Genomic DNA, 17,389 nt, shown 5'->3' with positions numbered 1-17,389 from the left:
GCGGATCGATCGCTCGATCCGCGTTTTTTATTGGTGCCCGCGCAGTACGGGTGCGCGGCAGCCGCGCGTACCGTTACAGCGGCGACGGCACCGCGACCCGCGCGCGTGGCGCACGCGCGACACGCGGCTGCAGGTTCGGGTCCGTCGATTCGGCCGGGTCCGCACGCAACTCGACGCCGATCGGCGCAGGCGCCGCACCTTGCGCGGCCCACTGTTCGCCCATCGTCGCGTCGGTCGAATGGCTGAAATACTCGACGAGATGGTCGATGAACGTGCGCACCTTCGCAGGCAGATGCCGCCGGCTCGGGTAGGCGATGTTGATCTCGACCTGCGGCAGCCGGAAATCCGGCAGCAGCCGCACCAGCGCGCCCCGCGCGATGTCGCCGCCGATCAGGTAGCTCGGCAGGATCGCGACACCCATCCCGAGCAGCGCGAACTGGCGCAGCATCGCGGTGTTGTTCGCGACGATCACGTTGGTCGGGCGCACGCGCACTTCGCCGTCCGGGCCGGTAAACACGCGCTCGTCGCCCCAGTATTCGGTCGGCAGGCTCAGCGCCGGGTGCTCGGCGAGTTGCTCCGGATGCGTCGGCACACCGTGCTTTTCCAGATAGCTCGGCGTCGCGCACACGGTCATGCAGCCGGTGGTCAGCCGCCGCGTGACGATGCTCGCGCTGCGCATCTGGCGCGTGACGACGATCCCGACGTCGAAACCTTCCTCGACGAGATCGACCTGGCGGTCGACCAGCGTCAGGTCCGGCACCACTTTCGGGAAATTCTCCGTGTACGACTGCAGGACGGGAGCGAGATTGTGCAGGCCGAACACGACCGGCGCGACGATGCGCAACGTGCCGACCGGCTCGTGGTTGCGCGCGACGACCATCTGTTCGACGTCCTCGAGCTCATCGAGAATCTGGCGCGCCCGCTCCAGATAGACCTGGCCCGACTCCGTCAGCGAAAGGCTGCGCGTGGTGCGGTTCAGCAACCGCGTGCCGAGCCGGCCTTCGAGATCGGCGACGTGACGCGTCGCGACCGCGTTGGAGATATCCATTGCACTCGCGGCCCGCGCGAAACTGCCGAGATCCGCAACCTTGACGAACACGCGCATCGACTGCAAATGATCCATAAACGACTCCTGCCGCTGTTACAACTTCAAAAAGATGAAGCAAATGCGTAATTCTCCTACGACAGCGGAAATGATGCAGAGTTGCTCAACAACACACTGGTTCGCGATAAAAATAGTCAAAAATCCTCATCGATCGCGAATGGATGATCCAATTATTCTGATTGGAGCAACAATTGGGTGAACCTTGGTTGGCAAGCGACCGAATCAGAAAGGACGTGTTTGATGCGACACAGCAGCGCACCCGGCGTGGCGGCTCGGAGCGCCGCCGGGTCGGGCCGGCGCAGATTGCGGCGGAGCGTAACAAGCTGTTAAAAAGACACCAAGAAGGCCGCCGACGTAGCATCATGTCGGCCCCGGCCGGCCGGGACGGGCGCACAACGTGCGCCGCCGCCGGCACCGCTTTCAACGCGCGACTCCCGCTGACCATGAAAATTGCCATTCTCGACGACTACCAGGACGCCGTCCGCAAGCTGAACTGCTTCGAGATGCTCGCCGAGCACGACGTGAAGGTCTTCAACAACACGGTGCGCGGGCTGGGGCAACTCGCGAGCCGTCTGGCGGAAGTCGAAGCGCTCGTGCTGATCCGCGAGCGCACGCCGATTTCGTCGCAACTGCTCGCGAAGCTGCCGAATCTGCGCATGATCAGTCAGACCGGCCGCATCTCGAGCCACATCGACCTCGAGGCCTGTACCGACCGCGGCATCGCGGTGCTCGAAGGCACCGGTTCGCCGGTCGCGCCGGCCGAACTGACCTGGGCACTCGTGATGGCCGCCCAGCGCCGCATCCCGCAATACGTCGCGAACCTGAAGCAGGGCGCGTGGCAGCAGTCGGGCCTGAAGACGTCGGCGCTGCCGCCGAACTTCGGCCTCGGCCAGGTGCTGCGCGGCCAGACGCTCGGCATCTGGGGCTACGGCAAGATCGGGCGGCTGGTGGCCGGCTACGGCAAGGCGTTCGGGATGAACGTGCTGATCTGGGGCCGCGAGCATTCGCTCGAGGCCGCGCGCGCCGACGGCTACACGGCCGCCGAGAGCCGCGACGCGCTGTTCGAGCAGAGCGACGTGCTGTCGCTGCACCTGCGCCTGCACGACGACACGCGCGGGATCGTCAAGCAGGAAGACCTGATGCGGATGAAGCCGACGTCGCTGCTCGTCAACACGAGCCGCGCGGAGCTGCTCGAGGAAAACGCGCTCGTCAACGCGTTGTCGCACAACCGGCCGGGGATGGTAGCGATCGACGTGTTCGAGAGCGAGCCGATCCTGCAAGGCTACAGCCTGCTGCGGATGGAAAACGTGATCTGCACGCCGCACATCGGCTACGTCGAGCGCGAAAGCTACGAGCTCTATTTCAGCGCGGCGTTCAAGAACATCCTCGCGTTCGATCAGGGCGACCTGTCGAGCGTCGTCAATCCGGAAGCGCTGACGCCGCGCCGCGTGCGCTGACCGGCGCGCGTGCAGCCGCGCGCGCTGCGCGGCCGCGCTTCCGGCTTTCCGCTTCCCTGTTCAGGCGGCCACGCGGCCGCCCGTCATCGCGTCGACGCGCGTGAGGAAATGCTCGCCGTCGCGCCGTCCGAGGTCGTACGCATGCTGCATCTGCGACGGGCTCGTGTAATCCCAGCTCGAAATCGGCACCTTGCTCGACGGTTGTACATAGAGCCGCCGCTGGTCGCCGTGCGCGACCGTGAACATCTGCGGACGCGGATACAGCCGCGTGACGAGCACCAGCACGTCGCCCGGCGATGAATCGAGCGCGCCGACCGGCACGTTGTCGACCATCCCGCCGTCGAGCACCGGCCGGCCGCCGCGCCGCAGCACCGGCGTGAACGGCGGCGTGCACGACGACTGCAGGATCAGATCGGCGAGTTCGTCGACGTTCGCGCAGGCCTGCGCGCGCACGAACTCGGGCCGAAAGCCGAGCGTGCGCCCGAGCGTCGGGTGCAGCGTCTTGCGAAGGTACTTTTCGATGTTGTACGCGACGAGGCCCGCGGCGACCGCGCTACGCGCGCCGAGCCAGCGCGGCACGTGCGAGACGCCGATGCGGATTTCCGGCGCATCCGCAAGCCGCGCGAACGGCTCGCCGTAAATGTCGAGCAGCGCCTGGCGGTAGATCCGGTAATGCGGGAACACCGGCTCGCGCCCGAACAGGTTGCCCCAATACGCGTTCTTGCGGTTGTCGCGCAGCGCTTCGTCGTAATAGCGCATCACCCATGCGGCATCGCGCGTATACAGCATGCAGGCGGTCGCCGCGCCGGCCGAGATGCCGGTGATCACGCGCGGGCGCAGGCCGAGCGCCGGCTGCGCGACGTCCCAGAAGCCGGCCTGCCACCAGCAGCGATTGCCGCCGCCCGCGAACACGATCTGGTCGAACATCGCGCCGCTCAGCCGACGAGCGCGTACGTCGACGTCGCGTGCACGGCCATCTTGCCGTCCTCGTCGAACAGCTCGACCTCGCCGAACACCAGGTTGCGGCCCATCCGCAGCACGCGCGCGGTGACGAGCACGTCGCCCTTGCGCACCGGGCGCATGAAATTGGTGTTCAGCGACACGGTCGTCATCGGCCGGAATTCGCCGAGCGCAACCGAGATCGCGACGACCATCGCGGTGTCGGCGGCGGCCGTAAACACCTGGCCGCAGATGATGCCGCCCGAATGACGGAATTCGCCGGAGAACGGCAGGCGCATCGTGACGCTGTCGTCGCCGATCGATACGGGGACCAGACCCAGCGAGCGGACCCACGGGGCCAGCAGGCGATCCAGCAATTCGCGGACTGCGTTTTCGTCCATCTTCGAATGCCCTGAAAGCGTTGCGCGACCGCCGCGCAACAGGTGGACGTCATCATACCGGGAGCGGGCCAACTGCGATCGCTCGTTATCCCTCGGAAAGCTGCCGGCAGCCCCGGCTGGCCGCGACGAAATATTTTGACGAGATTTGCAGAAAGGGCTTGCCAAGGTCGAAATACCCGTGCATAATCTTTCTTCTGTTGGGGGCGTTAGCTCAGTTGGTAGAGCAGCGGACTCTTAATCCGTAGGTCGAGTGTTCGAGTCACTCACGCCCCACCAGGAATTTCAAAGGCCGGTCAGCGCAAGCTGACCGGCCTTTTCCATTTCCGGCGCCGCCCGGCCGCTCGCCGCATCATCGCAGGCCATCATATCGATGCCTTCCGCGCATACTTTCCGCTAGAATCGTCCGACAAATATCACACGACCGGCATCGCGATCGTCGTATCGCTGGCCGGCACTGAGAGAGCATGGGACGTCAGACATGGAATCATGTGAGCGAGACGCGACCATTCAGAGGGCATGGTCACGCCGACAGCGGCGCGCACGTCGCGTCGCGCCACCCACCCGATCGCATCCGGATCCATCGCACGACGCGCGCAACGGATCCGCTCATGCTGCGTAAGGACGCGCTCGTCGCCTTTGCGCTCGGCATTGCATTGCTCGTCGCCGCTGCGGGACTCGCCGTCACCGGGAGCGCCGCGGCCGGACACCTGGTCCGCGCACCGGGCACGGTCGTGCGCATCGTGCAGGACAGCGACGCGATGCGTGCGTACCGCCCGATCGTCGCGTATCTCGCGAACGACGGCCGCCGCCGCGAAGTCGCCGGCAATACCGCATCGATGGTCCCGGCCTACGACATCGGCGAAAGCGTCGACGTGCTGATCGATCCGGACCATCCGAACCGTCCCGCGCTGATCGACGATTTCGCGCAACGCTGGCTTCCCGTCGCCGTACCGGCGCTGCTCGCGGCCGCGTCGCTCGCGATCGGCAGCCTGCTGTACGTGAGCGAGCGACGCAGTCGCCACGCCAACGCACGTTCCGCCGCGGCTGCCGGCAACGCGGCACCGCGCCGCTGGAACATCGCCGTCGCGCTGGTTCCGATCGCGATCGGCACCGGCTTCCTCGCCGGCGCCGGCGCGGCCGGGCTGCGCGAATGGCAGATTGCCCGTCATTATGCGCACTCGACCGGTCATGTCGTCGAAGTCACGGAAACCGCACGCTCGCCCGGCGCCCGCACGTCGCTCTACTCGGCCATCATCGCGTTCACGACCGACAGCGGCCGCCCGATCCGATTCGCGCAAGGCTCGGCGTCGTCGCACCCGACGCTGTACGAAGGCGAGATCGTCAACGTGCTGTACGACCCCGTCACACCGGAGCGCGCGGTCATCGACCAGTTCTGGGACCGCTGGGGGCTCACCGCGATCCTGTTCGCGATCGGCGCGCCATTCCTCGTCGCCGGACTGGTCATCGCCGGCGCGCTGTGGCCCGAGCATCGCCCGCACGAAATCGCCGACTGACGCGCGCGGCGTGCCGCGCGCGCGTCATCGCTCCCTGAACGCCTCGACCTTCGCGCGATTCCCGCACGTGCGCATGTCGCACCAGCGCCGTCCGACGCCGCGGCCGCGATCGACGAAGAACCATGTGCACCGGCCGCACTGCCGCACGCGCGCGAAATCGTCGCTGCGCAGCAATTGCTCGAACCCGAGTGCGGCCGCATCGATCCAGCGCGACGCGGCGCGCGCATCGGGACGCCACGCAAACCGGCCATCGACAGCATCGAACGTGCTCCGTCCGATCGCATCGCGGATCGCCGTCGCAAGCCGGTCGGCCGCACGCGCGCCGGCGCTGCCGCCGCCACCGGCCGTCAGGTGCGCGAGCGCCGCGTACGCATCCTCGCGAAAACCCCGCAGCGCGGCCAGCTCGCCCGCACCGTCCTGCCGCGGATGACGCAGAAACCGCGTCAGATCCGCGTCCGCCAGCAATCCCGACTTCCGTGCCCAAGCATGCACGGCCCGCCAGTCGACGAGCTTGTCCTCGTCGCGCGTCTTGCCCGTGTCCGCAACCGTGTTCAGGAAGTCGAGCACCGGATGGCCGCCGATGAAATCCGCAGCGCCCCATGTATGCGCCTGCCGCGCAGCTTCGTATCGAGTAACCATTTATTTCCGCCTATAGGTTTCATATCCGGGCAAACCGGCGTAACCTGTTAACAGCAAAAACAGGTTATCACGGAGGCGCCGATGCTGGATCTTCCCAACCGCTTCATTTTCGAAGGCCACCGGGTCGCATGGGGCTCGCTCGGCGAAGGGCCGCCGCTCGTGCTCGTGCACGGCACGCCGTTTTCGTCGCAGGTGTGGCGGCGGATCGCGCCGTGGCTCGCACGGCGCCATCGCGTGTTCTTCTACGACCTGCTCGGCTACGGGCAGTCCGACATGCCCGACGCGGACGTGTCGCTCGGCCGGCAGAACGCGCTGTTCGGCGCGCTGCTCGACGAATGGAAGCTTTCGCGCCCGCGCGTGCTCGCCCACGACTACGGCGGCGCGACCGTGCTGCGTGCGCATTTCCTCGACGGGATCGCGTATTCCGATCTGACGCTCGTGAATCCGGTCGCGATCGCGCCGCAAGGCTCGCCGTTCGTGCGGCACGTCGCGCAGCACGAAGCCGCGTTCACCGGGTTGCCGGCGTATGCGCATCACGCGCTGGTGTCGGCCTATATCGGCAACGCAGTCGCCCGGCCGCTGAGCGACGACGTGCTGGCGATCTATCGTTCACCGTGGCTCACGCCGTCCGGCCAGCCGGCGTTCTATCGCCAGATCGCGCAGATGCGCCAGCGCTATATCGAGGAGGCCGAGGCCCGCTATGCGCGGCCGGACTTTCCGGTGCGCATCGTGTGGGGCGAGGACGACGCGTGGATTCCGCTCGAACAGGGGCAGGCGCTCGCCGATCGCATCGCCGACGGCAAGCTGATCCGCGTGCCGCGTGCGGGACACCTCGTTCAGGAAGATGCGCCGGAAGCGATCGTCGCCGCGATGCTCGACGCGCACGCGCCACGCTGAATCGCCGCCGGCACCGCGCGACGCGGCGGCGTCGTCAGAACGCGGGCACGCCGTGCGCGAGCGTCGCGACGAACTTCGCGGTGCGTGGATCGCTCGGCCGTCCGAACAGCTCGCGCGATGCGCCCGCCTCGACGACGCGGCCGTCCGCGAGAAACACCGCGTCGTGCGCCACCGACGCGGCGAGGCGCAGGTCGTGCGTGGCCATCAGCATCGTCGTGCCTTCCCGCGCGAGCTGGCGGAGCACGTCGACGACTTCGACGGACAGCTCGGGATCGAGCGCGGACGTCGGCTCGTCGCACAACAGCACCTGCGGCGACGGCGCGAGCGCACGCGCGATCGCGACGCGCTGCTGCTGGCCGCCCGACAGCGTCGCGGGCCATGCGTCGGCCTTGTCCGCGATGCCGACCTTGTCGAGCAACGCGAGCGCCCGCTGCCGCGCCTGCTCGCGCGGCCATCGCTGCACGGTCACGAGCCCTTCCATCACGTTCTGCACGACGGTGAGGTGCGGAAACAGCTGGAAGTTCTGGAACACCATGCCGGTCTGCCTGCGCACCGCGAACACCGCGTCGCGCGACGGCCGCTGCGCGGCCGCAAAGTCGATATGCGCGTCGCCAACGGTGAGCGTGCCCGTCTCCGGCACTTCGAGCAGGTTCACGCAGCGCAGCAGCGTGCTCTTGCCGCTCCCGGACGGCCCGATCAATGCGGTCACGCTGCCCGGCTGCAACGCGAGGTCGATGCCGTTGAGGACGCGCTGCGCGCCGAACGACTTGTCGATGCGTTCGAGCCGGATCATCGCAACTCCGCGTGGAACAGCGCGTGGCGGCCGAAGCGAAGCTCCAGCCGGCGTTGCAGCGACGACAGCACCGAGCTGAACAGCAGATAGATCAGCGCGGCTTCGGTATAGAGGATCAGCGGCTCGTAGGTTACGGCCGCGATGCGCTGCGCGGCCTGAAAGATCTCGGGCACGGTCAGCACGGCCGCGAGCGACGTGTCCTTCACGAGCGAGATGAACGAATTCGACAGCGCGGGCAGCGCGACGCGCGCGGCCTGCGGCAGGATCGCGCGGCGCAGCGCCTGCGCGCGCGTCATCGCCATCGAGTACGCGGCTTCCCACTGTCCCTTCGGGATCGACTCGATCACGCCGCGAATCACCTCGGCGTTGTACGCGCCGACGTTCAGCGAGAAGCCGATCACGGCGGCGGTCAATGGATCGAGCACGATGCCGACGTTCGGCAATCCGTAGAAGATCACGAACAGCTGCACGAGCAGCGGCGAACCGCGAAACAGCCAGATGTAGAAGCGAATGGCGGCCTGCGCCCAGCGCGGCCCGAACAGGCGCGTGAGCGCCGCGCCGAACGCGAGCGACAGGCCGATCGCGAACGACGCGAGCGTGAGCGGAACCGTAAATACGAGCCCCGCCACCAGCAGGGGCCGCAGCGAATCCGCCATCAGGTGCAGCCAGGACGGCATCGATCAGCCTCGCGTCACGGTTGCGACACGTCGCGGCCGAAGTACTTCTGCGAGATCTTCGCGTAGGTGCCGTCGGCCTTGATGTCCGCGAGCGCCTTGTCGATCGCGGCCACCAGCGCGGGGTTGCCCTTGCGCAGCAGCACGCCCGACGCATCGCCGGCGCCCGACGTGTCGGTCGCCGCGATCTTCAGCTTCGCATCGGGCTTGTGCTTGCGGAAATCGAGGTACGACAGCGAGTCGTTGATCGTCGCGTCGACGCGCCCGGAAACCAGCAGGTCGATCGATTCGTTGAAGCCCTGCACGGGCACCACGTCCGCGCCGTGCGCGGCCGCGAGCTTGCCGAAATTGCTCGTCAGCGTGTTCGCGGATTTCTTGCCCTTCAGGTCGTCGAACGAGCGGATCGACGTGTTGTCCGCACGCACGATCAGCACCGCGTGCGACGTGATGTACGGCGTCGAGAAATCGTATTTCGCCTTGCGCGCGTCGGTGATCGACACTTCGTTGACGACCGCGTCGTAGCGGTTCACGTCGAGGCCCGCGATCAGCCCGTCCCACTTGCCTTCGACGAACTCGGCGTTCACGCCGAGCCGCTGCGCGATCGCGGTCGCGATGTCGACGTCGAAGCCGGTCAGCCTGCCAGCCGCGTCGTGATACGTGAACGGCGCGTACGTGCCTTCGGTGCCGACCCGGAACACGCCGGCCGACTTGATCTGCGACAGGTCGTCGGCAGCGAGCGCGCTCGTGACGGCGACGGCCTGCAGCATCGCGACGACCAGGAGGGAGCGGATGATTTTCATGGTGCGGACCCCGAATGATTGAAGAGAATCATCCCGCGGGCACGCCCGTGCCCTGCGAGAGTCCGCGAATTCTACCGACGCGCCGATGCGCGGCAAAAACGCAAATCGGCTAACGATATGAGCCGATCGAATAACGCGCGCGCCGGCCGCGAAGCCGATGCGGGCCGATGCGGGCCCGGGCGCCGGCACTTTACGCACCGCTTACCACGGCAGCGAATAGGTCTTCGTATTCGTGAAGCTCTTCATCGCTTCCTGCACGCCTTCCTTGTAGCCTAGGCCCGAATCCTTCACGCCGCCGAACGGCGTCAGCTCGAGCCGGTAGCCCGGCACTTCGCGCACGTTCACGCTGCCGACTTCCAGCTCGGTGATGAAGCGCGTGATGTGATCGAAGCGGTTCGTGCAGACCGACGACGACAGCGCATAGTCGGTGCTGTTCGCCATCCGGATCGCTTCGTCGATGCCGCGAAAGCGCATGATCGGCGACACGGGCCCGAACGTCTCGTACTTCACGAGCGGCATGTCCGGCGTCACGCGATCGACGACCGTCGGCGCATACAGCGCGCCGTCGCGCACGTTGCCGGCCAGCAGCCGCGCACCGCGCGCGATCGCGTCGTTCACCCGCTGCTCGCAGAATTTCGCAGCCGCCTCGTCGATCACGGTGCCCATGTCGACCGACGGATCGGCCGGATTCCCGTATGTCCACGCGCGCGTCTTTTCGACGACCAGCTCGGTGAAGCGATCGGCCACCGCGTCGTGCACGAGCATCCGCTTGATCGCGGTGCAGCGCTGCCCCGAGTTCCTGTACGACCCCGACACCGCGAGCGTGCTCGCCTCGTCGAGATCGGCGTCTTCCATCACGATGATCGGATCGTTGCCGCCGAGCTCCAGCACCGCGCGCCGGTAGCCCATCCGCGACGCGATCGACTTGCCGATCGACACGCCGCCGGTGAACGTGATCAGGTCGATCGCCGGGTTCGTGATCAGCTCGTCGGCGATTTCGTCCGGGTCGCCGGTAATCACCTGCAGCATCTGCGGCGGCAGGCCGGCTTCGTACAGGATGTCCGCGAACCGGTAGCACGACAGCGGCACCTTCTCCGACGGCTTCACGACGATCCGGTTGTTGGTCGCGATCGACGGCACGACCTTGTGCGCGACCTGGTTCATCGGATGATTGAACGGCGTGATCGCGGAAATCACGCCGAGCAGCGGCTCGCGCTGCGTGTACACGCGGCGCTTCTTGCCGTGCGGCGTCAGATCGCACGAGAAGATCTGCCCGTCATCCTTCAGCACTTCGCCCGCGCCGAACGTCAGCACATCGGCGACGCGCCCCGCTTCGTACGTCGAATCCTTGATGCACAACCCGGCCTCGGCCGTGATCAGCGCCGCGATCTCGGCGGTGCGGGCGCGCACGATGTCGGCCGCGCGGCGCAGGATCGCCGCGCGCTCGTGGCGCGTGAGCGACGGCCGGTATGCACGGGCGACGGCGAACGCACGCCGCACGTCGTCGAGCGTCGCCTTCGGCACGGTGCCGACGAGTGAGCCGTCATACGGATTGCGCACGTCGATCACCGCGTCGCGATGGATCCGTTCACCGTCGATCCGCAGCGCTTCACGATGAAGCGCGCCGGCTTCCGGCGATGCTGCAATGGCGTTCATGGGTGTCTCCTCGCGGATGCGTCCGCGTCACTGCAGATGGTTGAGCGCGATGTCGATGACGTCGAAGTTGCGCAGCCGCGCACGGCCCGTGACGTCGTGCGCGACCGGCTTGCTGAAGATCAGCGGCACCGTCTGCTCGGAGATTCCGCCGTGCGAGCGCAGCGGCACGTCGAGGCCCGACAGGTCGTGCTTGATGCGGCGCGTGCCGAGCACGACGTCCTGCTTCGAGATCACGATCAGGTCGCCCATCCGGTCCGGCGGCAGCTCGAAGCGCGCGCAGCCTTCGGCGCCCGTCAGCGCGAGCTCGATGCCATCCACCGCGGCAAGCCGCGCGCGCAGCGCGTTCACGTCGGCGGAAGCCGGCACGTAGACGGTCGCGAACGAACCGAGCGCGCCGTGGTGCACGACGTACGGATCGGTGATCGGCAGGATCACGCGCGCCGCGTCGTGGCCGAGCCACGCGTCGAACAGCTCCTGCAGGTAGATCACGTTCGGCTCGCCGGTCTCGCCGTCGTGCTTCGCGTTCATCCCGTGGTCGGCCGTGATCGCGACGATCGCGCCGAGCTCGTCGAGCCGCTTCAGGTACGCATCCATCATCTGGTAGAACGCGTTCGCGCCGTCGGTGCCGGGCGCGCATTTGTGCTGCACGTAGTCGGTCGTCGACAGGTACATCAGGTCGATCGGACGCGTCTCGAGCAGGCGCACGCCGGCCGCGAGCACGAATTCCGACAGGTCCGCGCTGTACACGCTGGGCACCGGCTTGCCGACGAGTTCCAGCACGTTGTCGATGCCGTTTTCCTCGAGATTCGCGTCGGCGGCCTTCTCCGACGAGAAGCAGATGCCGTTGAGCCCCTTGCCGAGCAGGCGGCGCAGCTTGTCCTTCGCAGTGACGACCGCGACACGCGCGCCCCGTTCGGCGAAGGCCGCGAGCACGGTGGGCGCGACGAGGTACTTCGGATCGTTCATCAGCACCTCGGCGCCGGTTTCCCGATCGTAGAAATAGTTGCCGCTGATGCCGTGCACCGACGGCGGCACGCCCGTCACGATCGACAGGTTGTTCGGGTTCGTGAAGCTCGGCACCACGCATTCGCCCTTCAGCGCCGTACCCGGTTTCAGCAGCGTGCGCAGGAACGGCGCGACGCCGGCGTCGGCCGCCATCTCCAGATATTCGTACGCGCAGCCGTCGACGCAGACCACCACCACGGGGCGGCGCATCCAGTTGTAGCGGCGGCCGTTCACTTCCACGGATACAGGCGTTTCAGTCATGACGTTCAGTCCTTTCGATTCGAAGGGGGCCGAGCGGCGGCGCCCGAGCCGCGCCGAAGAGGCCTTTCCATACTTGACATTAAAATTGACGATTTGTAGATTGTCAACAACATGCAAAGAACAGAAAGCAAAATCCGGATGATCCCACAGCGTGCGCGCGCGTGTGTCGTTCATCCGCGTCGTGCGGCGGCGCGGTTTTATCAGGCGGTCAAAAAGCGCGGCTACATTGGGTATTTGGCCAGGCTGGCCCAGTTCGATGCGTGGTGCGTCGGGTGCATCGGCCACTTCCAATTCGGCGAAGCGGGTATTTCGGGCACACTCGCCGCCATCGCCGACATGCCGAAGCCGGTGGGCGTGCGTCGCGCGCCGGCGGCAGCGGCGGCCTGACGCGACGCACACGGGGCCGCACCGTGGCGCGCTGCCCCGCCATCGCGCATGGCGGTGCGGCGGTTTCTCCTTTCCATTGATTTTCGGTTTCGCGCCGTGTGCAGCACGGCCGCCTTCCATCCTTACCGGCACGACACGCGATGCGACCCTTCTGGATCGAACAGGCATTGTTCAACGGCGGCGATCTCGCCCCGGCTTTGCAACGCGCGACGCAGGCCGATGTCTGCATCGTCGGCGGCGGGTTCACGGGGCTCTGGACCGCGATCCAGGCGAAGCAGCAGAACCCGGCGCTCGACATCGCGATACTCGAAGCCGATCTGTGCGGCGCCGGCGCGAGCGGACGCAACGGCGGCTGCGTGCTCACGTGGTCCGCGAAATTTCTGACGCTGCGGCGGCTGTTCGGCGAAGCGGAGGCGATCCGGCTCGTGAAGGCATCGGAGGCGGCCGTCCAGCACATCGCCGACTTCTGCCGCGCGCATCGCGTCGATGCCGAGCTGCGGCTCGACGGCACGCTGTACACCGCGACGTCGCGCGCGCAGGTCGGCACGCTCGCGCCGGTGCTCGATGCGCTCGCCGCGTGCGGGATCCACAGCTACGAGCCGCTACCGGCCGCCGAAGTCGCGCGGCGCTCGGGCTCGGCACGCAATCTCGACGGCGTGTACTCGCCGATCGCCGCGACCGTGCATCCGGGCAAGCTGGTGCGCGGGCTGCGCCGCGTCGCGCTCGACATGGGGATCCGCATCTACGAGCGCACGCCGCTCGTCGACTTCACGCCGGGGCAGCCGGCGGTCGTGCGCACGCCGTCCGGCAGCGTGCGCGCGGGCAAGCTCGTGTTCGCGATCAACGCGTGGATGGCGAGCCGGTTTCCGCAGTTCGAACGGACGATCGCGGTCGTGTCGAGCGACATGGTCATCACCGAGAAATGTCCGGAGCTGCTGGAAAGGACCGGGCTCGTGGACGGCGTGTCCGTGCTCGATTCGCGGATCTTCGTGTACTACTACCGGACGACCGTCGACGGCCGGCTGATGCTCGGCAAGGGCGGCAACACGTTCTCGTGGCGCAGCCGCATCGCGCCGGTGTTCGATCGGCGCTCGCCGTACGAGGCGCAGCTCACGCACAGCCTGCGCGAATTCTTCCCGTCGCTTGCGGGCGTGCCGATCACCGCGAGCTGGAACGGGCCGTCGGATCGCTCGGTGACGGGCTTCCCGTTCTTCGGCCGCCTCGACGACGCGCCGAACGTGTTCTACGGCTTCGGCTATTCGGGCAATGGTGTCGGGCCGACCTACATGGGTGGGCAGATCCTGTCGTCGCTCGTGCTCGGTCTCGACAACGCGTGGACGCGCAGCCCGATCGTGCGCGGCCCGCTCGGTCATTTTCCGCCGGAGCCGATTCGTTATGTCGGCGCGCATGTCGTGCGCAACGCGATTCGCCGCAAGGAGCGCGCGGAGGACGAGAGCCGGCAGCCGTCGGCGGTTGATACGTGGCTCGCGAAGTTTGCGAGCGCGGCGGGGAAGGCCGATAAGGCGTGACTGGCGAGCGCAATGCGGCAGGAAGCAGGAAAGGCCTACACGCCTCCTGCTATTAGCCGCACTCGCCGTGATGATCAGCGGGTGCTCGAAATACAAAGATGAGGAATGGACGGCGCTTCAAGATATGCCTGCGTTTGCCGAACCGAACGACGACAGGACCCAGCCGATCTTTACGATCAGGAAAGGCGAGTCCTGTGTTCCACTGACGGATCGTGTTGCCAAAATCTACGCATACACGCAAGTGGACTGCAAATCCGGCACGGGCTGCGTGCTGGATGATGCCTTCGATAAACGACACCGCAAATAATCGCCTGCGGGCGATCGTTGCATTCGGCCGGAGCCACATCGATTTCGAGCGAAGCTACGCCCGCCCGGCATAACGAGCGGCCGGCCCGTGACCGAACGATACGCAACGACACGCACCGTGTCCCCTCACGCGCGCGCTTTCTCCCGCGCCGCCTTGCCCGTCCCGGGCAGCCCCTGCTCGTGCATGCGGCGCATCCGTGCGAGGCCATGCGCGACGTGCTCGCGCACGAGCGCGACGGCCTTCTCCTCGTCGCCGCTCGCGAGTGCCTGCACGATCTTGTCGTGCTCGGCCGCCGACACCGCGATCGCATCCTCCTCAGCCTCGATCGCCGCCTGGCGCAGCAGCCCGAGCTGGCGCACGAGCCGCCGATAGGTATCGGTGAGGTGCGTATTGCCGACGCCGACCACCATCGCGTCGTGGAACTGCACGTTCAGCTCGGTGTAGCGCGTGACGTCGTGCGTCTTCGCCGCATCCTTCATCGACTGGATGATGCCCTTCAGCACCTTCAGCGTGTCGGGAGAAATACGCTTCGCGAGCGCGCGCGCGACCGACTCGTCGAGCATCGCGCGCACTTCGTAGATTTCCTCGGCTTCGCGCAGCGGCACGACACGCACCGTCACGCCGCGGTTCTTTTCGTTGCGCAGCAGCCCCGCCTGTTCGAGCGCGCGGAATGCCTCGCGCACCGGGCCGCGCGACACGTTCAGCTTCGTCGCGATATCGACTTCGTTCAACTTCTCGCCCGGCGCATATTCGCCGGACACGATCGCGCGCTCGAGCATGTCCTGGACAAGCATCGCGAGCGACTGGCTCTGCAGGAGCTCGATGGCGTTGAGCGCGTTCGGGGAAGTCATGGTCGGGCAGGCAGCGAAGCCGCGGGTGTAAAACGAGGGCGCCATATCGGCGAATGAGCGTTGTATACCCTCGCCCCAACACATTGTCAACAGTTTTCAGTTTCCAAAGAGCCGTCCCATGCGCGGCGTCGCACCGCCGGCTCGAGCATGCCCGGCCGCACGACGAGCGGCGACCATCACGCCGTACACCTCCCAGGCGCCGTTCCAGGCCCTTCCTCGCTTTTCCCGTACCGTTCCCTGCTGCCGCGCGCCACGCCTACTTCGGCAGCGCTGGAATCATCCACGTCAACACGTGCTGCTGCAGGAACACGAGCACGCCGAGCAGCAGCGTGAGGATCACGCTGTGCCAGAACGTGCGCGCGAACACGACGCCTTCCTGCCCCTTCAGGTCGGTCGTCGACACGCCGGTCGCGATGTTCTGCGGCGAGATCATCTTGCCCATCACGCCGCCCGACGAGTTGGTCGCAGCCATCAGCACCGGATCGAGGCCGAGCTGCCGCGCGGCGACGACCTGCAGGTTGCCGAACAGCGCGTTGCCGGACGTGTCGCTGCCGGACAGGAACACCGCGATCCAGCCGAGCGACGCCGACACGAGCGGAAACAGCGCGCCGGTCGACGCGACGCCGGTGCCGAGCGTATAGCTGATCCCCGAGTAGTTCAGCAGATACGCGAGCCCGACGATCATCATCACCGTGACGATCGCGATCCACGTCTGCCGCCACGTCTTGACCACGCATTCGAAGAACGCGCCGACGCCGGTGCGCGTCAGCACGGCCGTGATGATCGCCGACACGAGGATCGCGGTGCCGGTGCCGAGCGGCTGGAAGTCCCAGATCGCCGCATACGGCTTGTGATACAGCGACACGAACACCGCGTTGTGCAGCCCCGGCCACTTGATCTTCACGTCGCCGATCGCCGCGACGTTCGCGTGCACCCAGACGATCACGATCACCGACACGACGAGCCACGGCAGCCAGCCGCCGAAGCCGGCGCGCGCGGCGCCGGCGGTCGCGGGCACGCTGCGCGCGAGCGCGTACTGCGGATCGGGCTGCGGCTTCCACACCTGCAGGAAGCCGATCGTGACGATCAGCGAACTGAGCGACGACAGCACGTCGGTGAGCTGGTAGCCGAGGAAGTTCGACGTGACGAACTGCGCGATCGCGAAGCTGCCGCCGGACACGAGCAGCGCGGGCCACAGCTTCGCGATCGAGCGCAGGCCGCCGTACGCGCCAACGACGTAGAACGGCAGCAGCAGCGCGAAGAACGGCAGCTGCCGGCCGACCATCGCGCCGAGCGTCGCGGCCGGCAGCGACGTGACCGCGCCGAGCACGGTGATCGGCACGCCGAGCGCGCCGAACGCGACCGGCGCGGTGTTGAACAGCAGCGTGTACGTGAGCGCTTCGAGCGCGGGGAAGCCGAGCGCGATCAGCAGCGCGCTGGTGATCGCGACCGGCGTGCCGAAGCCGGAGATCCCTTCGAGCAGACAGCCGAACGAGAACGCGACGACGAGCAGCACGAGGCGGCGGTCGTCCGGCAGATTGTCGAGCATCCAATGCCGGAACTGGTCGAAGCGGCCCGACTTCACCGCGATGTTGTACAGCAGCAAGGCGTTGAACACGATCCACATCACCGGCACGACCGCGAGCGCCATGCCGGCGCCGACCGCGTTGAACGCGAGGCCGGCCGGCATGCCCCACGCGCCGATCGCGACCGCAAGGCCGGCAACGAGCCCCGCGAGCGACGCCTGCCACGCCGGCCGGCGCAGCACGCCGAGCGCGATCAGCGCGACCGCGATCGGGATCACCGCGACGAGAAATGACAGGAACAGCGAGTTGGCGACGGGCGTCAACGGCTGCGCGAACAGGATGCCGGGCGGCAGGGCTGCGGTGGGATTCATCGTGTGCGGCGTCTCCGATCCAGGACCAAACGTGCGTTCCACGGCCGCGACGATCGCCCGACGCTTGCGCATGCAACCGTGCCGCAGCGCCGACCGATCGGTCGCTTAAACGAGGTTAGGAGGCGTGTCGCGCTTGTACAAGGAGGGCAAGCCCGATGCGTGCGGGGCCGATACACGGTGTCCGGCGCACGATGAACGGCGGCTGTCGCCCCGCTGGCGCGCGCGTCAGGAAAGGCGCCCGCGCAATGTTGCGCGGTGGGCAAAGGTGACTGACACG

Annotated in this window: 16 protein-coding genes and 1 tRNA gene; 6 read left to right on the top strand and 11 right to left on the bottom strand. The window is 67.1% G+C overall.

The features are described 5' to 3' along the window. Positions 1-73: 73 nt before the first annotated feature. Complete coding sequence (locus BSE24067_RS20350) at positions 74-1,123, bottom strand: LysR family transcriptional regulator (protein WP_151064097.1); 1,050 nt, start codon at positions 1,121-1,123, stop codon at positions 74-76. A gap of 425 nt (positions 1,124-1,548) precedes the next feature. Between BSE24067_RS20350 and BSE24067_RS20345 the strand changes: the two genes are divergently transcribed. Next, entirely contained in the window at positions 1,549-2,562 is a 1,014-nt protein-coding gene (locus BSE24067_RS20345) for a D-2-hydroxyacid dehydrogenase family protein (RefSeq protein WP_151064098.1), read from the top strand. A 60-nt stretch (positions 2,563-2,622) separates the two neighbouring features. Here the strand turns inward: BSE24067_RS20345 and BSE24067_RS20340 are convergent, their stop codons facing one another. Together BSE24067_RS20340 and BSE24067_RS20335 are read right to left on the bottom strand one after the other, a co-directional pair. Next, a complete protein-coding gene (locus BSE24067_RS20340; RefSeq protein ID WP_151064100.1) occupies positions 2,623-3,489 on the bottom strand; it encodes a patatin-like phospholipase family protein in 867 nt (288 codons plus the stop codon). A gap of 8 nt (positions 3,490-3,497) precedes the next feature. After that, positions 3,498-3,902: a PaaI family thioesterase gene (locus BSE24067_RS20335; RefSeq protein ID WP_059534903.1), complete on the bottom strand. Its 405-nt coding sequence runs from the start codon at positions 3,900-3,902 to the stop codon at positions 3,498-3,500. Positions 3,903-4,102: 200 nt separating this feature from the next. On the opposite strand from BSE24067_RS20335, the gene BSE24067_RS20330 reads away from it, so the two are divergent. Together BSE24067_RS20330 and BSE24067_RS20325 are read left to right on the top strand one after the other, a co-directional pair. Next, positions 4,103-4,178: transfer RNA gene (locus BSE24067_RS20330), tRNA-Lys, on the top strand. A 188-nt stretch (positions 4,179-4,366) separates the two neighbouring features. Further along, positions 4,367-5,416: a DUF3592 domain-containing protein gene (locus BSE24067_RS20325; RefSeq protein ID WP_151064101.1), complete on the top strand. Its 1,050-nt coding sequence runs from the start codon at positions 4,367-4,369 to the stop codon at positions 5,414-5,416. Positions 5,417-5,440: 24 nt separating this feature from the next. Here the strand turns inward: BSE24067_RS20325 and BSE24067_RS20320 are convergent, their stop codons facing one another. Further along, a complete protein-coding gene (locus tag BSE24067_RS20320) occupies positions 5,441-6,055 on the bottom strand; it encodes a CGNR zinc finger domain-containing protein (protein WP_151064103.1) in 615 nt (204 codons plus the stop codon). Between the two features lie 81 nt (positions 6,056-6,136). Between BSE24067_RS20320 and BSE24067_RS20315 the strand changes: the two genes are divergently transcribed. After that, positions 6,137-6,952, top strand: a complete 816-nt coding sequence (locus BSE24067_RS20315; RefSeq protein WP_151064105.1) for an alpha/beta fold hydrolase — start codon at positions 6,137-6,139, stop codon at positions 6,950-6,952. 34 nt (positions 6,953-6,986) lie between these two features. On the opposite strand, the gene BSE24067_RS20310 is transcribed toward BSE24067_RS20315, so the two are convergent. From BSE24067_RS20310 to phnA, 5 genes are all read right to left on the bottom strand, one after another. After that, the gene (locus BSE24067_RS20310; protein ID WP_151064106.1) at positions 6,987-7,745 is read right to left on the bottom strand and encodes an amino acid ABC transporter ATP-binding protein; all 759 of its coding nucleotides are present in this window, start codon (positions 7,743-7,745) and stop codon (positions 6,987-6,989) included. Continuing rightward, complete coding sequence (locus tag BSE24067_RS20305; RefSeq protein WP_151064108.1) at positions 7,742-8,422, bottom strand: amino acid ABC transporter permease; 681 nt, start codon at positions 8,420-8,422, stop codon at positions 7,742-7,744. The genes BSE24067_RS20310 and BSE24067_RS20305 overlap by 4 nt, the downstream gene beginning before the upstream one ends. A 14-nt stretch (positions 8,423-8,436) precedes the next feature. Beyond that, on the bottom strand, positions 8,437-9,219 hold the full coding sequence (locus BSE24067_RS20300) for an amino acid ABC transporter substrate-binding protein (RefSeq protein WP_151064110.1): 783 nt from the start codon (positions 9,217-9,219) through the stop codon (positions 8,437-8,439). A gap of 201 nt (positions 9,220-9,420) precedes the next feature. Continuing rightward, complete coding sequence (phnY, locus tag BSE24067_RS20295) at positions 9,421-10,875, bottom strand: phosphonoacetaldehyde dehydrogenase (protein ID WP_151064112.1); 1,455 nt, start codon at positions 10,873-10,875, stop codon at positions 9,421-9,423. Between the two features lie 27 nt (positions 10,876-10,902). Continuing rightward, positions 10,903-12,141: a phosphonoacetate hydrolase gene (phnA, locus tag BSE24067_RS20290; RefSeq protein ID WP_151064114.1), complete on the bottom strand. Its 1,239-nt coding sequence runs from the start codon at positions 12,139-12,141 to the stop codon at positions 10,903-10,905. Between the two features lie 111 nt (positions 12,142-12,252). Here phnA and BSE24067_RS20285 point away from each other — a divergent pair, with 111 nt between their 5' ends. Next, the gene (locus tag BSE24067_RS20285) at positions 12,253-12,528 is read left to right on the top strand and encodes a hypothetical protein (RefSeq protein WP_244130576.1); all 276 of its coding nucleotides are present in this window, start codon (positions 12,253-12,255) and stop codon (positions 12,526-12,528) included. A 140-nt stretch (positions 12,529-12,668) separates the two neighbouring features. After that, complete coding sequence (locus BSE24067_RS20280) at positions 12,669-14,057, top strand: FAD-dependent oxidoreductase (protein ID WP_151064116.1); 1,389 nt, start codon at positions 12,669-12,671, stop codon at positions 14,055-14,057. A 432-nt stretch (positions 14,058-14,489) separates the two neighbouring features. On the opposite strand, the gene BSE24067_RS20275 is transcribed toward BSE24067_RS20280, so the two are convergent. Both BSE24067_RS20275 and BSE24067_RS20270 read right to left on the bottom strand, forming a co-directional pair. Continuing rightward, positions 14,490-15,215, bottom strand: coding sequence for a phosphonate utilization associated transcriptional regulator (locus BSE24067_RS20275; protein ID WP_151064117.1), 726 nt, complete (start codon positions 15,213-15,215; stop codon positions 14,490-14,492). Between the two features lie 256 nt (positions 15,216-15,471). Continuing rightward, the gene (locus tag BSE24067_RS20270; protein ID WP_151064119.1) at positions 15,472-17,112 is read right to left on the bottom strand and encodes an L-lactate permease; all 1,641 of its coding nucleotides are present in this window, start codon (positions 17,110-17,112) and stop codon (positions 15,472-15,474) included. Between the last annotated feature and the right edge of the window lie 277 nt (positions 17,113-17,389).

The sequence above is a fragment of the Burkholderia latens genome, from assembly GCF_902499045.1.
Lineage (GTDB): Bacteria > Pseudomonadota > Gammaproteobacteria > Burkholderiales > Burkholderiaceae > Burkholderia > Burkholderia latens.
This window is presented reverse-complemented; position numbering and strand designations above follow the sequence as displayed.